The organism is Staphylococcus simulans (assembly GCF_002994445.1).
Taxonomy (GTDB): Bacteria; Bacillota; Bacilli; order Staphylococcales; family Staphylococcaceae; genus Staphylococcus; species Staphylococcus simulans_B.
On record NZ_MRZJ01000001.1, the window covers coordinates 166,689 to 187,145 of the forward strand.

The window sequence follows — 20,457 nt, forward strand, 5'->3', positions numbered from 1 at the left end:
AAATAGCAACGAGTACATATGTAAATAGTAAAGGAGAAAACCATGTCAAAATTTGATGAGAAAATCATTGTAGTACCAAGAGATATTGTGTTTAATCATGAAAAAAATGCATTCAACGGCTTTTTACCGCAAAATGATCCGACTGGGGAAGCGATTTTTGAAACTTTAGATAAATATGAAGTAAAACGCCGCGGAGATATGGAAGAAGATCCTGCGTATAAACAACTTATCTCATATTGCTTGCTAGAAAATGAAAAAGGAGAAACGCTCGTTTATGAACGTTTATCCGGCGGCGGCGAAGACCGCTTGCATGGTCAATCTTCTATTGGTGTAGGCGGACATATGAATGATGTAATGGACGCACAAACAATTAATGAAGTATTGCGTGTGAATGCACAACGTGAATTAGAAGAAGAAGTCGGTTTAAGTACAAGCAAAACACAAAATATGGAGTATATCGGTTTCATTAATGATGATACGAATGAAGTGGGCGAAGTACATTTAGGAATCGTATTTAAAATCAGAGTGGATTCTGAAAATGTAGAAGCAAAAGAAACAGATACACTTAAAATCAAATGGGTGAATCAAGGCAGAATCGAAGATTATGATGATTTTGAAACTTGGAGTGCGCTCATCTTAAAAGCATTGAATTAGAAGCGGGTGTTAACATGTCTGATGTAATTCCATTCCCTCAAAACAAAGCAAAACTGACGAAAGATATTAAATCGCATTTTGAACATGAAAATTACGATGAGATGTACGATGCATTTATGAAATTCGAAAAAAGTTTTGAATTAGATACTGAATTAGCTTTATTAAAATGTGAGATGCTTCTAAGAATGGAACAATATTTGGAATTGAGAGAAGAAGCAATCATCCTATTGAAACAAGGTTTTGATGCCTATAATCGCTTAATGGTTTATTATATGACCAGCTTGCATGGGTTAGGACAGTACTATGAATGTGTGGAAGTCTTTAATCAGATTATAGATCAAGTGAATGATCATGATATCCGCATGCAGCTGTTTCCGATTAAAGAAGATGCCCAAATGCAGCTGAATGAAAACAAAAAGCATTATATCAGCAGGATGAAACAATTTACCGAATTGCAAGTCGATCAGCAGTTGTATTTATTGTTCGATATGATGCATGAAGGACAGTATGGTTTTTCAGATACGTTCGCAGAAATCATCAACCAAACAACATTACATGCACATGTTCAAACCATTATTTTAGAATACTTGAAAAAAGCACAGTACCAACATCATGTGAGGTTCATTAAAAATAAGACAGCGTTCGATGTCGTACCTAAAGACTTGCCCGGCTTAGAGTATGCACCTTTTACGCAAAAGGTGATTCCTGAAGTGATGCAGCGGTTTGAGGATGCTTTCGGAGATCAAATGAGACCGGAAATTTCTCAGATGCTTCAAGGGTTTGCCATTGGGATTTATCCGCTTGAAATTGAAACATACGCACCTATTGACGAGTGGATTACGACCTACTTCAATTATATACAGTCAATGTTGAATCTATCAGCATCTGATGAATTGAAGTTGAATGATGAGGTTCTTAAATGGATCCATCTGATTGAACAGAATATCACATAATGATTAGGGTATTATGATAGTATTACAACATTTAAGAGAAAAGAATAAATTGCAGCAGCAACTCGCAATACACTAATCACAAGGTTTGTAACCGTATTGTACGTATGCTATAATGAAAAAGTTGAAAAATTAAAATTACGATTATCATGGAGGTTTTTATATCATGACAGCAACATGGGAAAAAAAGGAAGGTAACCAAGGCGTTTTAGAAGTTACTGTTCCTGCTAAAAAAGTAGATCAAGCAATTGATCAAGCATTCAAGAAAGTAGTTAAACAAGTAAATATTCCTGGTTTCCGTAAAGGGAAAGTACCTCGCCAAATCTTTGAACAACGTTTTGGTGTAGAAGCACTTTACCAAGATGCAGTTGATCTTTTATTACCAGAAGCTTACGGTGAAGCTATCGAAGAAACAGGTATCAAACCAGTTGATCAACCTGAAATCGAAGTTACACAAATTGAAAAAGGCAAAGACTTGACTTTCAACGCTACTGTAACTGTAGAACCAGAAGTTAAACTTGGAGACTACAAAGGTCTTGAAGTTGAAAAGCAAAATGCTGAATTAACAGATGAAGAATTACAAGAACAAATTGATCACAGCTTAGGTCACTTAGCTGAAATGGTAATCAAAGAAGAAGGTGCAGTTGAAGAAGGCGATACTGTAAACTTAGACTTCGATGGTTATGTTGACGGGGAACAATTCGAAGGCGGACAAGCTGAAGGCTACGATTTAGAAATCGGTTCAGGTATGTTCATTCCTGGATTTGAAGAGCAATTAGTAGGCTTGAATACTGGCGACGAAAAAGACGTTAAAGTTACATTCCCGGAAGAATACCACGCTGAAGAATTAGCGGGTAAAGAAGCGACTTTCAAAGTTAAAATCAACGAAGTAAAATACAAAAACGTTCCTGAATTAGACGATGAAATCGCTAATGAATTAGATTCAGATGCGGATAACGTTGAAGAATACAAACAAAATCTTCGCAAACGTCTTGAAGAAGAGAAAAAAGTCAACGCTGAAAACGTTGAAAAAGAAGAAGCAATCAATAAAGCTGTTGAAAACGCTGAAGTAGATATTCCTGAAGCAATGATCAACACTGAATTAAACCGTATGATGCAAGAATTCGAACAACGTATTCAACAATCAGGTTTAAACTTAGAAACTTACTTCCAAATCTCAGGTCAAGATGAGTCTCAATTAAGAGAACAAATGAAAGACGATGCTGAAGCACGTGTTAAAACAAACTTAACATTAACTGCAATCGCAAATGCTGAAGACATCGAAGCATCTGATGAAGATATCGATAAAGAATTAGAAGCAATGAGCGAACAATTCGGCATCTCAGCTGAAGATATCAAGAAAACATTAGGCAACACTGACTTAATCAAAGGTGATGTACGTGTTAAAAAAGTTATCGACTTATTAGTGGATAATGCTAAATTTGTTGAAGCTTCTGAAGATAAAAAAGAAGAAAAAGAAGACAAATAATCAATTCATTTCCAATTGAATAAATGAATGGGTAGAGGGTGAAGTTGCATTTCTAATGTGTCAATCAGCTTGAGATATTCAAGGTGTTTGAGTTGCAGAATGTAGTTTCATCCTCTACAGTGATTTATAATCGTAATTATTTCGTTTTGATAAACCCTATGCTATATTGTTTGTAAGCAACATTGTTGCATAAACTTTACAAAATGATATATTCGATATACAAGTTCAATAAAGTAAAAATCTCATCATAGATATAATCAATACAATCATCAATAATTCTTAACCTGATTTAAGGAACTGTAATGATTGGTTTAAAAGTAACGATAAAGTCTATAAACAAATTCATTGCATAGTTTAAAGTGTTTGCGTATAGTCTTTATGGAATAGAGGTGTAAATAATAAATGTTTAAATTCAATGAAGATGAAGAAAAATTGAAGTGTTCTTTCTGTGGTAAGGACCAAGATCAAGTTAAGAAACTTGTGGCAGGCAGCGGTGTCTACATTTGTAACGAATGTATCGAATTATGTTCTGAAATCGTAGAAGAAGAACTTGCCCAAAATGCTACAGAAGAATTTACAGATTTACCAACTCCAAAAGAAATTATGGATCAACTAAATAATTATGTCATTGGTCAAGAGAAAGCGAAAAAATCATTATCAGTGGCGGTATACAACCATTACAAACGTATCCAACAATTAGGACCTAAAGATGATGAAGTAGAATTACAAAAAAGTAACGTCGCTTTAATCGGGCCAACTGGTAGCGGTAAAACATTACTTGCACAAACATTAGCGAAAACATTGAACGTGCCATTTGCGATTGCGGATGCGACAAGTTTAACTGAAGCTGGTTATGTAGGTGAAGACGTAGAAAATATCTTATTACGTTTAATCCAAGCAGCTGATTTCGATATCGATAAAGCTGAAAAAGGTATTATTTACGTGGATGAAATCGATAAGATTGCACGTAAATCTGAAAATACTTCAATTACACGTGATGTTTCTGGTGAAGGTGTACAACAAGCATTGCTTAAAATCTTAGAAGGTACAACAGCAAGTGTACCGCCTCAAGGTGGACGTAAACACCCTAACCAAGAATTCATCCAAATCGACACGACTAATATCTTATTCATCCTAGGCGGTGCCTTTGACGGAATCGATGATGTTATCAAACGTCGTTTAGGTGAAAAAGTGATTGGATTCGCTAGTAATGAAGCTGCAAAATATGATGAAAGTGCATTACTAGAACATATCCGTCCTGAGGACTTGCAATCTTACGGATTGATTCCTGAATTTATCGGACGTATTCCAATCGTAGCGAACTTAGAAACATTAGATATTTCAGCATTGAAAAATATCTTAACACAACCTAAGAACGCTTTAGTAAAACAATACAAGAAAATGCTTGAGCTTGATCATGTAGAACTTGAATTTACAGAAGAAGCCTTATCAGCAATTGCTGAAAAAGCAATCGAACGTAAAACAGGTGCACGTGGTTTACGCTCAATTATCGAAGAATCATTAATTGAAATCATGTATGATATCCCATCTACTGAAGAAGTAGCAAAAGTGGTTATCACTGAAAAAACAATTAATAACGAGTCTACGCCTGAATTATATGACGAAGACGGTAATGAAGTTAACTTAGAAAAAACTTCTGCATAATCGTATTGCATATTGCATTCTCAGCACTGATTAGGTGCTGAGAATGCTTTTTTTATACTTTTCTTTCGAAATTGGTGCACTTTCGAATTTGTTATCTGATATAATGAAACGCGAATCAATCTATAATGGATAGAAAAGAGGTCGAAAATGGATATCAACCCGAATAATATAGAACTATTGATCAGTGCAGTAAAACCTGAACAGTATCCAGAATCAGGACTAGATGAGGTTGCTTTAAGCGGACGCTCTAATGTAGGGAAGTCCACATTTATTAATAGTATGATTGGCCGTAAAAATATGGCCAGAACATCACAACAACCCGGTAAAACACAAACACTTAACTTTTATGATATTGATAACCAATTGATCTTTGTCGATGTGCCTGGATACGGCTATGCGAAAGTCAGCAAAAAACAAAGAGAACAATTCGGTAAAATGATTGAAAAATACATTACTCAGCGTGAACAGTTGAAGCTTGTGATTCAATTAATTGATATCAGACATGCGCCGACACAAGATGATGTGTTAATGTATGATTTCTTAAAGTATTATGATTTGCCTGTCTTAATCATTGCGACTAAGCAAGATAAAATTGCTAAAGGCAAAATTCAAAAACATCTTAAGGTAATCAGAGAAAAATTAGAGATGGAAAGTGAAGACACGATTATCAGTTACTCTTCCATTAACAATAAAAACCAGCAAGTCATTTGGAATGCGATAGAGCAATATTTATAATCGTTCTAATGTAGCAGTCAAAAGTGCCATGAAAGTGCAATAACAATCTATGTATACAAAAAGCACAGCAAGCGTTATAGCACTTGTGTCTAAAATATGAATGATTTTTACATTGATTCTTAAATTTGACGAATTTTTGACTGAACAAATGCTAGATTAGAATATTTCTAAATAAACCGGCTTGATGACTTTAAGGTTATAATTTGTGTGTTATAATGTAGGTATTGTCAATAGTATGGAGGGCGTTATAAATGCATATAATTGCGATAAGCATCAACCATCGTACCGCTGATGTAGCACTGAGAGAAAAAGTTGCTTTCAAAGCTGATGCCATACATGAATCGCATATTGATTTGTTTGAAACAAAATCAATATTAGAAAATGTAATATTGTCTACGTGCAACCGCACAGAAGTATACGCTGTTGCGGATCAAATCCACACAGGCCGTTATTACATTCAGCGCTTCTTAGCTCGTAAATTCGGTTTGGAAGTAGATGAAATCAAGGCGATGTCAGAAGCGTTGGTTGGAGACGAAGCTGTAGAACACTTATTTAATGTAACATCTGGATTAGACTCAATTGTGTTAGGGGAAACACAAATTTTAGGTCAAATGAGAGATGCGTTCTTTACAGCACAAGAAGTAGGTACAACAGGTACGATATTTAATCATTTATTCAAACAAGCAATCACATTCGCTAAACGCGCGCACAACGAAACAGATATCGCAGATAATGCGGTAAGTGTTTCTTATGCGGCCGTTGAGCTTGCTAAAAAAGTGTTTGGTAACTTGAAATCACAGCATGCGGTGATTATCGGTGCAGGCGAAATGAGCGAATTGTCATTGTTAAATCTGTTAGGTTCTGGAATTGAGAAAGTTACAGTCGTTAACAGAACTGCTGAACGCGCACGCGAATTAGCAGATAAGCATCAAGTAGATTATGCACAATTAGACGAACTAGGATCATTATTAGTCAACGCTGATATTGTAATCAGTTCAACAAGTGCATCAGAATATATTATTACTCAAAGCATGATGGAAACTGTTACACGTCAACGCAAACAAGAACCGATGGTATTAATTGATATCGCAGTGCCGAGAGATATCGATCCAGCTATTGAGTCAGACATGAATGTGTTCAGTTACGATATCGACGATCTTAAAGGTTTAGTAGATGCCAACTTGCGTGAAAGAGAAGCAGCAGCAGCACAAATTGCTGACCAAATCCCGCATGAAATTGCTTCACACAATGATTGGGTGAACATGCTAGGCGTTGTTCCTGTTATCAGAGCATTGCGTGAAAAAGCAATGAATATCCAACAAGAAACAATGGACAGCATTGATCGTAAATTACCTGATTTAAGCGAACGTGAGCGCAAGGTTATCTCAAAACATACCAAGAGCATTATTAACCAAATGCTGAAAGATCCGATTAAACAAGCAAAAGAGTTGAGTAATGATAAAAATAGCAGTGAAAAATTAGAGCTGTTCCAAAACATCTTTGATATTGAGGCTGAAAGCGAGTATGAAAAGAGCGTCGCAAAGAAAGAACGCAAACTCTCAGCACGACAAATCTTAGGTTTTGAATAAGCAGCCATAGTATGGTGATAATATGCAAGATATGTTTTTCGTGCGTTTCCATGAAGTAACTTTGCTGATTTACTTACTCAGTATTTCTTGCTATTTTTATGATTTTTTTAAAAAGAATCATAAAATTAGAACGTTAGGGTTTTACACACTAGGGATTGTTTGGGTATTGCAAACAATCTCTTTGTCTTTATATATCAATATGGCTAAAGCAGTTCCGTTAGGATCAGTTTTTGATGTGTTTTATTTTTTAAACTGGCTGATTTTATCATTTTCTATTGTAATCAGTGTAGTAAAACACTTGGAGTTTTCTATATTTTTGTTCAATGCCATAGGGTTTATTGTAATGGCGATTCACACATTCAGACCGAATGAAACGTTTATTGAAAAAGCAGAATTTAATGTAAACCATGAGTTATTAATCATTCATGTCTCATTAGCTATCGTCAGTTATGCATTCTTTTCATTTGCGTTTGTGAATGCTACCTTATATGTATTGCAGTATCGCAACCTTAAACAAAAGCATTTTGACCAAAAATATTTTAGAATAGGTAGTGTAAACACCTTAGAAAAGATGACTTTTTATTCGACTATCATTGGTTTTACTTTGCTGGTCATTGGTGTCATCCTTGGAGCACAATGGGGTTTTCAGACAATAGGTTATAATATCTTATTAGACCCTAAAGTGATATCTTCAATTATAGTAATGGTGAGCTATGTGATATACATTCTTATTCGCACTAAGAAATGGGTAAGCCCTATAAATCAAGTGCTGTTTAATATGCTGATTTATATGTTCAGTATGTTTAACTTAATATTCGTTTCGCATTTCCCGAACTTTTTTGGGTAATGACAACCTTTAAGCAGAGGAGGAAGTTGACGTGCGCAAGCTTGTCGTTGGTTCAAGAAGAAGTAAGCTCGCATTGACGCAAAGCCGTCAATTTATTGAAAAGTTAAAAGAGGTACAACCAGATTTAGATATTGAAATAAAGGAAATTGTCACAAAAGGTGACCAAATCGTAGATAGACAATTATCTAAAGTAGGCGGAAAAGGTTTGTTTGTCAAAGAGATTCAACAAGCTTTGTTCGACCATGAAATTGATTTTGCCATCCACTCATTAAAGGATGTGCCAAGTGAGTTGCCGGACGGATTAACACTCGGCTGTGTTCCTGATAGAGAAATTCCATTTGATGCATTTATTTCAAAAAATCATGTACAGCTCCAAGATTTGCCGGATGGCAGTATTGTAGGAACAAGTTCATTAAGACGCGGAGCACAAATATTAGCAAAATATCCTAATTTAGAAATCAAATGGATTCGAGGCAATATCGATACGCGTCTGCATAAACTAGAAACAGAAGACTATGATGCGATTATTTTAGCTGCTGCAGGATTGCGCAGAATGGGCTGGTCAGACGATATCGTAACGCAATATCTTGAACAAGATATGCTGATTCCAGCTATCGGCCAAGGCGCATTAGGTATTGAGTGCCGCAGCGATGATGAAGAATTATTAGAATTATTGACGAAAGTACACAATCAAAGTGTAGCTGAATGTGTAACGGCAGAGCGTACATTCTTAAAAGAAATGAACGGCAGCTGCCAAGTGCCGATCGGCGGTTATGCGACAGTCGGCGATAATGGTCAGCTTTCATTCACTGGTTTGATAATGTCTCCAGACGGCAAACAACGCTTTGAACATTCTGTGACAGGTCAAAATCCAGTGGAATTAGGCAAAGAAGTCAGCGATGTTTTGAAAAAACAAGGTGCTGATAAAATTATTGAAGCATTAAACGAGGAAGAGTAGTCTATAATACGGAGATGAATTCTTATGCCATCATCAGTCATAATGACACAAACGAGTTCCATTCATGATACAAGCAATGATTTGATTCATTTGCCATTCATCAAAATCCAACCATTGTCATTTGATGAAAGCTTACTCACTCATCACTATCATTGGATTATCTTTTCATCAAAGAATGCAGTTAGGTATTTTTTACCTTATTTAGATCAAGTAAAGTATGATAAAGTTGCGGTAATTGGTGAAAAAACCCGACGTTTTTGCGGTTTGCATGATATTTTTGTCGACTTTTGTCCTGACGACTACTCTCAAGAAGGCTTTTTAGCAGCATTTTCTTTTAATAAAGATGAAACTATTTTTATTCCAAGCAGTGCTGCTGCACGTCCTTTGCTGGAAAATGAGCTTGCACAACGAGGCGCAAAAGTAACTAAAGTCGACTTATATCGACCGGTTCAGCATAAGACTAATATTGAAAAAGCGATTCAATTATTACGCATGCAGCAGGCGGAAGGTATTGCATTTGCGAGTTCTTCTTCTGCAGATAATTTTTTTAATACTTTGAAGCAAAAGCATTTGAAATTATCATTTTCATGTTATGCCATCGGCCAACCTACTTATGATACGATTCATAAGTTCGGATATGATGCATATATCGCAAAAATACAAACAATCGACGGTTTAATCAATACAATTAAAGAAAGTAGGAATCATAAATGAGTTTTGACAGACACAGAAGATTACGCGTTAATGAATCTATGCGTAGTCTTGTAAGAGAAAATCACGTAAGAAAAGAAGATTTGATTTATCCTATCTTTGTAGTGGAAAGAGATGATGTTAAAGAAGAAATTCCTTCCATGCCTGGTATTTATCAAATCAGCTTAAATCGATTAGATGAAGAGCTAAAAGAAGCGTATGATTTAGGAATACGAGCAGTGATGTTCTTTGGTGTCCCAAACGAAAAAGATGCGGTTGGAACAGGTGCTTATGCACATGAAGGTATCATTCAAAAAGCAACACGCAAATCTAAAAAGCTTTATCCAGATATGCTTGTATTAGCAGATACTTGCTTATGCGAATACACTGATCACGGCCATTGCGGTTTAATCGATGATCATACACATGACGTTGATAACGATAAAACATTGCCTTTATTGGTTAAAACAGCTGTATCGCAAGTTGAAGCAGGCGCTGATATCATTGCACCAAGCAATATGATGGATGGTTTCGTTGCTGAAATCCGTAAAGGTTTAGATGATGCAGGCTACTACAATATTCCAATCATGAGTTATGGTATTAAATACGCATCTAGTTTCTACGGTCCATTCCGTGATGCAGCAGAATCAACACCATCATTCGGTGATAGAAAAACGTATCAAATGGATCCTTCAAACAGAAGAGAAGCTTTGCTTGAATTAGAAAGCGACTTAAAAGAAGGCGCTGACATGATGATTGTCAAACCAGCACTTAGTTTCTTAGATATCATCAGAGATGTCAGAGAAAGAACAAATGTTCCGGTTATCGCTTATAACGTCAGCGGTGAATACAGCATGACAAAAGCAGCAGCACTTCAAGGTTGGATTGATGAAGAAAAAATTGTAATGGAACAAATGATTTCTATGAAACGTGCAGGCGCAGATATGATTATTACGTATTTCTCAAAAGATATTTGCCGTTACTTAGATAATAAGGAGGACGAATAAATGGGTTACGAAAAATCGATTGAAGCATTTAAGAAAGCTGAACAATTAATGCCTGGCGGTGTCAACAGTCCAGTACGTGCATTTAAATCTGTTGATATGCCAGCCATCTTTATGGATCATGGGAAAGGCTCTAAGATTTATGACATTGATGGCAACGAGTATATAGACTATGTATTAAGCTGGGGACCTCTAATCCTTGGACATGAAAATAAACAAGTAATCGACAGTTTGCATAAAGCGGTTGATAAAGGTACAAGCTTTGGTGCTTCAACTCTTGAAGAAATCAAGTTAGCTGAACTTGTGATTGATCGTGTACCTTCAATCGAAAAAGTAAGAATGGTGTCTTCTGGTACAGAAGCAACACAAGATACAATTCGATTAGCAAGAGGTTACACAGGCCGAGATAAAATCGTTAAGTTTGAAGGCTGTTACCATGGGCATAGTGATTCACTACTTATCAAAGCAGGGTCAGGTGTCGCAACTTTAGGTTTGCCTGATTCTCCAGGTGTACCTGAAGGCACAGCTAAAAGTACAATTACAGTGCCATACAATGATTTAGATGCGATTAAACAAGCATTTGAAACGTATGGAGATGACATTGCAGGTGTGATTGTTGAACCGGTAGCTGGTAATATGGGTGTAGTTCCGCCAGTTGAAGGCTTCTTGCAAGGCTTAAGAGATATCACAAATGAATATGGTTCATTGCTTATCTTTGACGAAGTCATGACTGGATTCAGAGTCGGTTACAACTGTGCGCAAGGCTACTTCGATGTTATGCCAGATTTAACTTGCTTAGGTAAAGTTATCGGCGGCGGTTTACCTGTAGGTGCTTTCGGCGGTAAAGCAGAGATTATGGATAATATTGCACCGGTAGGTTCTATTTATCAAGCTGGTACATTATCAGGTAACCCATTAGCAATGACAAGCGGTTATGAAACATTGAGCCAATTAACACCAGAAAGCTACGATTACTTCAATGAACTTGGCGATATTTTAGAAGAAGGCTTGAAAAAAGTAGCAGAAAAACACAATGTGCCGATGACAGTTAACCGTGCTGGTTCTATGATTGGTTACTTCCTTAATGAAGGACCAGTAACGAACTTTAAACAAGCTAATGCCAGCGACTTGAAACTCTTCTCAGAAATGTATCGTGAAATGGCGAAAGAAGGCGTCTTCTTACCACCATCTCAATTCGAAGGTACATTCTTATCTACAGCGCACACGAAAGAAGATATTGAAAAAACAATCGAAGCATTCGATAAAGCGTTTGAAAGAGTCGCAAAATAATTATTAGATTAAGCAAATTAAATGATTCAGAGAGTGAAATGTCTGCAGAGATATTTCACTCTCTTTTTCATCATTTCAGTATAGAAAAGCACTATGGAAACGGCTCCAAATCAATCCCTAACTTTTTCGTATCAAGCGTGTTATGATAAATACAATGGATAAGAAGTGGGATAAAGGTAGTGATAAAATATGAATAAAAAATTGCGTAATAATATTATTGTATTATTGATGGCAATTGTTATCAGTCTGATCTTATCAGCAATGCATATCATGCTACCATTTATGTTTGGTCCCATAATTGCGAGTATCATATGCATACGCTTGTTTAAAATGGAAATTGAATGGCCATTTTGGATAAGTCAAATAGGTTTGATTTTGTTAGGGGTACAAATCGGATCTACCTTTACACGTACTGTAGTGAATGACATAACAAATAATTGGTTCTCAATTATTTTAGTAACTGTATTGCTATTGGTTATGGCAATCTTAATTGCTTATTTCTTCAAAAAGATAGCGAATGTTAATAATGAAACAGCATTATTAAGTGTCATTCCAGGGGCTTTGAGTCAAATGCTGATTATGGCTGAAGAAGACAAACGTGCTAATATTTTAGTGGTGAGTTTAACACAAACTTCGAGAATTATTTTCGTTGTGATTTTGATTCCGATGTTATCTTACTTTATGTCCAGCGGAAGCGAAGATGTTCATGCCAGCAAGCTCATGAAACTCAAACCTTTGAGCGAAGTATTAAATTTATGGCAAGTATTGTTTATTATTTTGGCTATCGCTGTAGTGTACTTCATCATGGGTAAAATCAATTTCCCGACAAGACAATTATTAGCGCCAATCGTTGTTTTAATCGCATGGAACATGCTGACAAATGCGACATTTACTTTAGATAACTATTTGATTGCAGCAGCGCAAATTGCTTATATGATTCGAATTGGTATTCAAATTTCTAAATTGCTGAATGATTTGAAAGGCCGTGTTGCAGTCGCAATTGTCATTCAGAATGTGTTGTTGATTTTACTTGCAGCTGTAATGGTATACGTTATTTCGATTTTTAACCATATGCCGTTAAATGACTTATTCTTAGGTGCTGCACCAGGCGGGATGAGCCAAATCGTTCTGGTTGCTATGGAGACACATGCAGATGTAGCAATTATATCGAGTTTCCATATCTTTAGAATTTTCTTCATATTATTCTTGGTTGCACCAATGATTAAGTACTTCTTAAGCTATACAGGACGCAAATTAAATAAGTAAGCACACAAAGAAAACCGCCATTTCGGCGGTTTTTTATTGTATTAATGCGTTTGTCCTAATGCAATATTTTCGTCGCGATTGTCTGGTGACAGGACTTCAATTGCGGCTGTGAGTCCTTTAGCGATCGTGCTGAGGGCCATAGAAGGGGTATTAGGTTTAGAGACAACTTGTTTTGGTATAAACGGTACATGAATAAATCCGAATTGAATATAAGGGAAAGTTGTCGCATGCAAATAACCTAATTGATATAAAATATGATTACATACAAAGGTACCTGCAGTATTCGATAATGAAGCCGGAACATCTGCATCTTTAATGGCTTGTGTCATACGTTTGACCGGCATATTAGAAAAGTAGGCGGGTGCACCTTCTGCTTGAATGGTCTCATCAATCGGTTGATTGCCTTCATTATCAGCAATTCTGGCATCATCGATATTAATACCGATTCGTTCGGGTGTAAGTTCAAAACGGCCGCCGGCTTGTCCTACAGCAAGTACTGCATCATAATGTTCAATTTTGAGCTGTTGTTTAATGACGTCTAACGATTTGTGGAATACGGTTGGAATTTCTAATTTTGTAATAGTATGTTCGCCGATAGTCTCAGGCAATAATTTAACAGCTTCAAGCGCTGGATTTGTTTCTTCTTTACCAAATGGATCAAATGCAGTTACAAGTATATTCATATTATCGTCTCCTTTATATTAAAATGCCCAAAAGTACATTAAAGCAATATGGACTATAATTAAGATAAATGCTACGGGTATTTGTGCTTTAATCACACTGAATTCACTTTTCATTTCAAGCAAAGCAACGGGTAATGTATTGAAATTTGCGGCCATAGGTGTTAACAAAGTACCGCAAAAACCGCCAGTCATTGCTAGTGCACCTGCTATTGCAGGATCTGCACCTTGTGCAATCACAAATGGAATACCAATACTAGCGGTAATGACAGTAAATGCCGCGAAAGCATTACCCATCAGCATGGTAAACAGTACCATACCTAATATATAAGCAGCAGCGCCGATAAGGTGATTACCTTCAGGCAAGAAACCGGAAATACTATTTGAAATCACTTTGCCTACACCGCTGACCGTAAATAAGACACCTAATGCGGCTAAAAATTGCGGTAAAATACCGACAGTTCCGACTTGTTGAGTCAGGCGGTCACTGTCATATAAGATATATTGGACTTTAGGTTTAATTACTATGTAGGCAGCAATTAAGCCTACGATTGATGCGATACCTAAACCTATGGCACCGCCTAAAGGTGTCCAATTTGAGATAATCACCGCAACAACAGCTAAGACAACTGCCGGCCAAAAGAGTTTGTTTCCATAACGTTTTGCGCCTGTTTCGCCTTGCTTTTCAGTGACATCCACTATATTTTTGATTGTGACTTGTTTAAAGAGTGTCAATACACCCATTAACAAGATAATAGCGCCGTTTACAACATTCGGCAGGTAAGGACCGAAAATAAATGTAATCGCAAGCAGTGTCCAAAATAGGGCGGTACCTATACGTTTTGTTTTATCTTTATCTTTTAGTACACGATAAGCGGTATAGATTAATTGAATACCGATTAAAATATAAAAGCATTCAAGGATGGTATCAAGTGTGTGCTGACTCATGACTGATCCTCCTTGTGCTGATATTTTCTAGCCAAATAACGATCAAGCATAATATTCTTAACGGCCACAATGATTAAAGTAATGATTGCTATCGGTACTGAAGCAATGGCAAGATTGACTGCGTTGACTTTAATATCTAAAGAATTAAAAGTACCGACCATTAGTAGGACACCAGCAGCGCCTACGAAAAGGTTCTGCCCAAAGAAATTGCCGTAATTTTCCATAGCAGATGCTTCTGCTTTTATTTTTTCGACATCTTTTTTGTCTATTTGGTCAGGTTTGAGTCGATATTTCGTTGCGAGTGCACCTTGTACCATAGGATTGATCAACGGACGTACAAATTGAGGATGTCCGCCGATACGTATCGAAGCTAAACCTGCCAATTCACGTATCAGCAAATAAAGCGATAATAACCTCCCGCTGGTTATAGATTTGATTTTTCCTATCAATACTGTAGATTGTTTCTTAAGTCCGAAACGTTCAATCAAACCCACCATAGGCAAAGTTAATAGGAAAAGGGAAACCAAGCGGTTATCGATAAATGCTTTGCCGAGTACATCTAATATTTCAAAGAAATGCATACCAGACACAAGTCCAGTTACGATTGCTGCAGCTAATATGACTGCTATCGTATCAAATTTTAATAGGAATCCGATTATAATTACCAAGATACCTATTAATTTCAACCATTCCATACAATTCCTCCTTCAAAAAATAATATAAATGTCATTTTAGCATAAATTAGAAGGAATTTTTAGATAATTTCAAATATTATAAATAAAAGTAAGAACAAAAATTGTTCCTACTTTTGAGATGGCTTACATGGACAGCCGATTAAATGTGCATCATATAATCCTGCAGCTTCTAAAAATGAAAACATAGTTACAGGACCCATAAACTTAAATCCGTAATGTTTTAAAGCTTTCGACATCTTTTTTGCTCTATCATCAACTGTAATACGGTCTTTAGGTGTTTTGTATTTTAAATCGATAGGGTGATAATCAACAAATGACCAAAGATAATCACTGAAGCTTCCGTGTTCTTTTTCAATTGCTATATAACCTTTGGCTTGGCTGACTATAGCTTCTAATTTTTTTCTGTAATGGACAATGTTTGGAAATTCCATCAGTGCATCGATATCTTTTTCTGTCATTTGTGCTATTTTATATGGGTCAAATTGATAAAAGGCTTCCCGGTAAGCAGGACGTTTCTTTAATATCGTCAGCCATGATAAACCTGCATGCTGCGACTCTAATGCCATTAATTCAAAAAGTTTTTGGCTATCATATAAAGGTTGTCCCCATTCTTTGTCATGATATTCAATATAAAGGGGATCAGATGTCCCAAAGGCACATTCATTCACAAAATTTCACTCCATCCGCATTGACTTATTTTAGAGTTCTATTATACTATAAATTAGTAGTGAATATAGAAATCGGGAAGAGTAAGCAGTTTTTAATTTCAAAGAGAGTGTATGGTCGCTGAAAATACATAATTATTGCTGTCGAAGGTAGCCCGCTTAGTTCTTTAACTGAACTGATAGTAAGTTAAAGCGTGTTTGAGCGTTAATCATAATTAAGTGCAATATAGATGAACTATGTTGAATTTAGGTGGTACCACGGAACATCCGTCCTATGTTTAGGAACGGGTGTTTTTATTTTTAAGGAGGCGTTTGTCCTATGGAAATGAAACCAAAATACAATCCGAATGAGGTTGAAGCTGGCCGCTATCAAAAATGGGTAGAAAAAGGCTACTTCAAACCTAGCGGAGACCAATCAAAAGAAACATACACTATTGTTATCCCACCTCCGAATGTAACAGGTAAATTACATTTAGGCCATGCTTGGGATACAACTTTGCAAGATATTTTAACAAGAATGAAACGTATGCAAGGCTACGATACTTTGTACTTGCCTGGTATGGACCATGCTGGGATTGCGACACAAGCAAAAGTAGAAGCTAAATTACATGAACAAGGCATTTCAAGACATGATTTAGGCCGAGAAAAATTCCTTGAAGAAGTTTGGAGCTGGAAAGAAGAATATGCTTCATTTATTCGTCAGCAATGGGCGAAATTAGGTCTTGGTCTGGATTATGACAGAGAGCGTTTTACTTTAGATGAAGGATTAAGCAAAGCGGTAAGAAAAGTCTTTGTTGATATGTATAAAAAAGGCTTGATTTATCGCGGAGAACGCATCATCAACTGGGATCCGGTTGCTAAAACAGCGATTTCTGATATCGAAGTAATACATGAAGATACAGCCGGTAAATTCTATCACTTCAAATATCCATATGCAGATGGGGAAGGCTATATTGAAATTGCGACAACACGTCCGGAAACAATGCTAGGCGATACAGCTATCGTAGTCAATCCGAATGACGAACGCTATAAAGATGTTATCGGCAGAAAAGTTATCTTGCCGATTGTCGGACGCGAATTACCGATTTTAGCAGACGAGTATGTTGATGTTGAATTTGGTAGTGGTGCGATGAAAGTTACACCTGCACATGACCCTAATGACTTCGAATTAGGTAAACGTCATAACTTAGAATCAATCATCGTTATGGATGAATCAGGCAAAATGAATGACAAAGCAGGCAAATACGAAGGTATGGACCGCTTCGAATGCCGTGAACAATTAGTCAAAGATTTAGAAGCTGAAGACTTAGTTATCAAAATCGAAGACCATACACATTCAGTCGGCCACTCTGAAAGAAGCGGTGCGATTGTCGAACCTTATTTATCTACACAATGGTTCGTTAATATGGATCCGCTTGCTAAAAAAGCATTAGACAATCAAAAAACAGATAACCGTATTAACTTTGTACCGGAACGTTTTGAACATACATTCAATCAATGGATGGAAAATATCCGCGACTGGACAATTTCTCGTCAATTATGGTGGGGGCATCAAATTCCAGCTTGGTACCATAATGAAACAGGAGAAATTTATGTAGACGAAGAAGCACCGGCAGATAGTGAAAACTGGACACAAGACGAAGACGTTTTGGATACATGGTTCTCAAGTGCTTTATGGCCATTCTCTACTTTAGGCTGGCCGGATACAGAAGCAGAAGATTTCCAACGCTATTATCCTACTAATGCGTTAGTTACAGGATATGATATTATCTTCTTCTGGGTTGCACGTATGATTTTCCAAGGTCTTGAGTTTACAGAAACTCGTCCATTTAATGATGTATTGCTCCATGGTTTAGTACGTGCTGAAGATGGACGCAAAATGAGTAAATCACTAGGCAACGGTGTAGATCCTATGGATGTTATTGATCAATACGGTGCTGACAGCTTGAGATATTTCTTAGCAACAGGTTCATCACCTGGTCATGATTTACGTTATTCTACAGAAAAAGTAGAAGCGGTTTGGAACTTTATCAATAAAATCTGGAATGCGGCGCGCTTCAGCTTAATGAACATCGGGGAAGATTTCAAATTTGAAGATATCGATTTATCTAAGAATTTATCACTTGCTGATAAATGGATCTTAACGCGTCTTAATGAAACTGTGAAAACAGTAACAGATTTAAGCGATAAATATGAATTTGGCGAAGTCGGCCGTGCTCTATACAACTTCATTTGGGATGAGTTCTGCGACTGGTATATCGAAATGAGTAAAATTCCGATGAACGGTGAAGACGAAGACCAAAAACAAGCAACTCGTTCAGTATTGAGCTATGTATTAGATCGTACAATGCGTATGCTTCACCCGTATATGCCGTTTGTTACAGAAGAAATTTGGCAAAACTTGCCGCATGAAGGCGAAACAATTGTGACAAGTGCATGGCCGAAAGTTCAATCAGAATTCATGTTTGAAGAAAGTAAACAAGCGATGCAATATGTGGTAGAAATTATCAAAGCTGTACGTCAAGCACGTTCAGAAGTTAATACACCATTATCTAAAGCAATTCCTATCTATATTAAAACGAAAAGCGAAGCCATCACTGAAATGTTAGAAGAAAACAAACACTACATTGATCGTTTCGGACACCCAAGTGAACTAGTGATTGCGACAGATATCGAAACACCAGATAAAGCAATGACATCTGTTGTAGGTGCAGGTGAAGTGATTTTACCGCTTGAAGGTTTAATTGATATGGACAAAGAAATTGCACGTCTTGAAAAAGAATTAGATAAATGGCAAAGCGAACTTGACCGCGTAGATAAAAAATTATCTAATGAAAACTTTGTTAATAAAGCACCAGAAAAAATTATTAATGAAGAACGTGCGAAAAAAGAAGATTATCAAGAAAAATACGATAGCGTTAAAGCTAGAATCGAACAATTAAAAGCATAGGAGTCCTGATTATGAATTACCTAGACAGCTTATATTGGATACATGAAAGAAATACGTTTGGTATCAAGCCTGGTACTAAACGTATGGAATGGATGCTTGAACGTCTAGGCCATCCTGAACAAAATATAAAAGGTATCCATGTCGGCGGAACAAACGGCAAAGGTTCAACAGTTGCTTACTTGCGTGCTGCGCTTGTCGAAAATGGTTATGACGTCGGTACATTTACGTCGCCTTATATTGAAACTTTTAATGAAAGAATCAGTTTAAACGGCGAACCTGTAAGCAATGAAACCATTGTTGAACTTGTGACTCGCGTCAAGCCAGTGAGCGAAGCGTTAGAAGAAGAAACTGAATATGGTACAGCTACAGAATTTGAAATCATTACGACAATGATGTTCTTATATTTCGGTGCGTTGCACCCAGTGGATTTTGTGATAGTAGAAGCGGGTCTTGGAATTAAAAATGACTCTACCAATGTATTTTCACCGATTATGACGGTATTGACGAGTATCGGATTAGATCATACAGATCTGCTAGGCCCAACTTATTTAGATATCGCAAAAGACAAAGGCGACATCGTGAAGCCGAAAACACCATTTATTTATGCAGTGAAAAATGAAGAAGCATTGAAATATCTCGGCACATATGCTGAAAAGCAGCAAGCACCTGCTTATGAGTTGGATAAAGATATTTCTGTTGTTTCCCAAGAAGATGAGTTCACGTACCGCTTCAAAGACTATGAACTCGAAAACATTGCATTGCATATGCTGGGTGAACATCAAAAAGAAAATGCGGCACTTGCAATTACTGCTTTGATTATTTTGTTCGAAGAAGGACAAATTCATTTAGACTTTAATAAGATGATTAAAGCAATGGAAAATGTAAGTTGGACTGGACGTATCGAACAAGTGAAAGCAGAACCGCTCATGATTATTGACGGTGCGCATAACAATGAAAGTATCGATGCGTTAGTAGACACGATTAAAAACTATTATCATAAAGATAAAGTGGATATCTTGTTCTCTGCAGTCAGCGGCAAACCGATTCATCATATGCTCGAGGATTTAAGCGAGATTGCAAATCAAGTGTATATCACTGATTTTGATTTCTATCGAGCAAAACCAAAAGAAGAGATTGCAGAAGAAGCGGAAAACTTTAATCCGATTCTTATCGATGATTACAATACGTTTATCGAAAATTATGATGGTGATACATTAGTTATCACTGGCAGTCTTTATTTCATCAGTGAAGTTAAAGCAAAAGTTGATTTCGAAAAATAAATAGTAACTATAGCCTTCCTTTTTCAGTCTCAAGCAGAGATTGTACGGGAAGGCTTTTTTATATAGAGGGATAAAAAAATGCGTTTTTTGAACTCAAAACGA

General features: G+C 36.6%; 18 protein-coding genes and 1 other annotated feature. Of the genes, 14 read left to right on the forward strand and 4 right to left on the reverse strand.

Annotated elements, in window-relative coordinates; all coding sequences use genetic code 11:
• Positions 1-42: 42 nt before the first annotated feature.
• The 12 genes from C7N65_RS00925 to C7N65_RS00980 all read left to right on the forward strand — a co-directional run bounded on the left by C7N65_RS00925 (position 43) and on the right by C7N65_RS00980 (position 13,137).
• Entirely contained in the window at positions 43-654 is a 612-nt protein-coding gene (locus C7N65_RS00925) for an NUDIX domain-containing protein (protein ID WP_105992590.1), read from the forward strand.
• Positions 655-668: 14 nt separating this feature from the next.
• Complete coding sequence (locus C7N65_RS00930) at positions 669-1,607, forward strand: hypothetical protein (protein WP_105992591.1); 939 nt, start codon at positions 669-671, stop codon at positions 1,605-1,607.
• Between the two features lie 163 nt (positions 1,608-1,770).
• Positions 1,771-3,093: a trigger factor gene (tig, locus tag C7N65_RS00935; protein WP_105992592.1), complete on the forward strand. Its 1,323-nt coding sequence runs from the start codon at positions 1,771-1,773 to the stop codon at positions 3,091-3,093.
• A 402-nt stretch (positions 3,094-3,495) separates the two neighbouring features.
• A complete protein-coding gene (gene clpX / locus C7N65_RS00940; protein WP_105992593.1) occupies positions 3,496-4,758 on the forward strand; it encodes an ATP-dependent Clp protease ATP-binding subunit ClpX in 1,263 nt (420 codons plus the stop codon).
• A gap of 147 nt (positions 4,759-4,905) precedes the next feature.
• Positions 4,906-5,493 (forward strand): ribosome biogenesis GTP-binding protein YihA/YsxC, encoded by a 588-nt coding sequence (gene yihA, locus C7N65_RS00945; protein ID WP_105992594.1) that lies wholly within the window; start codon positions 4,906-4,908, stop codon positions 5,491-5,493.
• A 251-nt stretch (positions 5,494-5,744) separates the two neighbouring features.
• Entirely contained in the window at positions 5,745-7,082 is a 1,338-nt protein-coding gene (gene hemA / locus C7N65_RS00950) for a glutamyl-tRNA reductase (protein WP_105992595.1), read from the forward strand.
• A gap of 22 nt (positions 7,083-7,104) precedes the next feature.
• The gene (locus tag C7N65_RS00955; protein WP_105992596.1) at positions 7,105-7,929 is read left to right on the forward strand and encodes an inner membrane protein YpjD; all 825 of its coding nucleotides are present in this window, start codon (positions 7,105-7,107) and stop codon (positions 7,927-7,929) included.
• Positions 7,930-7,960: 31 nt separating this feature from the next.
• Complete coding sequence (gene hemC, locus C7N65_RS00960; protein WP_105992597.1) at positions 7,961-8,887, forward strand: hydroxymethylbilane synthase; 927 nt, start codon at positions 7,961-7,963, stop codon at positions 8,885-8,887.
• Positions 8,888-8,911: 24 nt separating this feature from the next.
• Positions 8,912-9,601, forward strand: a complete 690-nt coding sequence (locus C7N65_RS00965; protein WP_105992598.1) for a uroporphyrinogen-III synthase — start codon at positions 8,912-8,914, stop codon at positions 9,599-9,601.
• Complete coding sequence (gene hemB, locus C7N65_RS00970) at positions 9,598-10,584, forward strand: porphobilinogen synthase (protein ID WP_105992599.1); 987 nt, start codon at positions 9,598-9,600, stop codon at positions 10,582-10,584. The genes C7N65_RS00965 and hemB overlap by 4 nt, the downstream gene beginning before the upstream one ends.
• Positions 10,585-11,871 carry a glutamate-1-semialdehyde 2,1-aminomutase gene (gene hemL / locus C7N65_RS00975; RefSeq protein ID WP_105992600.1) on the forward strand — a complete coding sequence of 429 codons (1,287 nt, stop codon included), beginning with the start codon at positions 10,585-10,587 and terminating at the stop codon, positions 11,869-11,871.
• Positions 11,872-12,060: 189 nt separating this feature from the next.
• On the forward strand, positions 12,061-13,137 hold the full coding sequence (locus C7N65_RS00980) for an AbrB family transcriptional regulator (RefSeq protein WP_105992601.1): 1,077 nt from the start codon (positions 12,061-12,063) through the stop codon (positions 13,135-13,137).
• Between the two features lie 41 nt (positions 13,138-13,178).
• Here the strand turns inward: C7N65_RS00980 and pcp are convergent, their stop codons facing one another.
• From pcp to C7N65_RS01000, 4 genes are all read right to left on the reverse strand, one after another.
• Positions 13,179-13,820 carry a pyroglutamyl-peptidase I gene (gene pcp, locus C7N65_RS00985; protein ID WP_105992602.1) on the reverse strand — a complete coding sequence of 214 codons (642 nt, stop codon included), beginning with the start codon at positions 13,818-13,820 and terminating at the stop codon, positions 13,179-13,181.
• Positions 13,821-13,838: 18 nt separating this feature from the next.
• Positions 13,839-14,765 carry a DUF979 domain-containing protein gene (locus C7N65_RS00990; protein WP_105992603.1) on the reverse strand — a complete coding sequence of 309 codons (927 nt, stop codon included), beginning with the start codon at positions 14,763-14,765 and terminating at the stop codon, positions 13,839-13,841.
• Positions 14,762-15,460 carry a DUF969 domain-containing protein gene (locus tag C7N65_RS00995; protein ID WP_105992604.1) on the reverse strand — a complete coding sequence of 233 codons (699 nt, stop codon included), beginning with the start codon at positions 15,458-15,460 and terminating at the stop codon, positions 14,762-14,764. Before C7N65_RS00995 ends, C7N65_RS00990 begins: the two co-directional genes overlap by 4 nt.
• 107 nt (positions 15,461-15,567) lie before the next feature.
• Complete coding sequence (locus tag C7N65_RS01000) at positions 15,568-16,128, reverse strand: DNA-3-methyladenine glycosylase I (protein ID WP_105992605.1); 561 nt, start codon at positions 16,126-16,128, stop codon at positions 15,568-15,570.
• 59 nt (positions 16,129-16,187) lie between these two features.
• Positions 16,188-16,403: a binding site (T-box leader), on the forward strand.
• Between the two features lie 41 nt (positions 16,404-16,444).
• Here C7N65_RS01000 and C7N65_RS01005 point away from each other — a divergent pair.
• A complete protein-coding gene (locus tag C7N65_RS01005) occupies positions 16,445-19,075 on the forward strand; it encodes a valine--tRNA ligase (RefSeq protein WP_105992606.1) in 2,631 nt (876 codons plus the stop codon).
• A gap of 11 nt (positions 19,076-19,086) precedes the next feature.
• Positions 19,087-20,355, forward strand: a complete 1,269-nt coding sequence (locus C7N65_RS01010; RefSeq protein WP_105992607.1) for a bifunctional folylpolyglutamate synthase/dihydrofolate synthase — start codon at positions 19,087-19,089, stop codon at positions 20,353-20,355.
• The last annotated feature ends 102 nt before the right edge of the window (positions 20,356-20,457 follow it).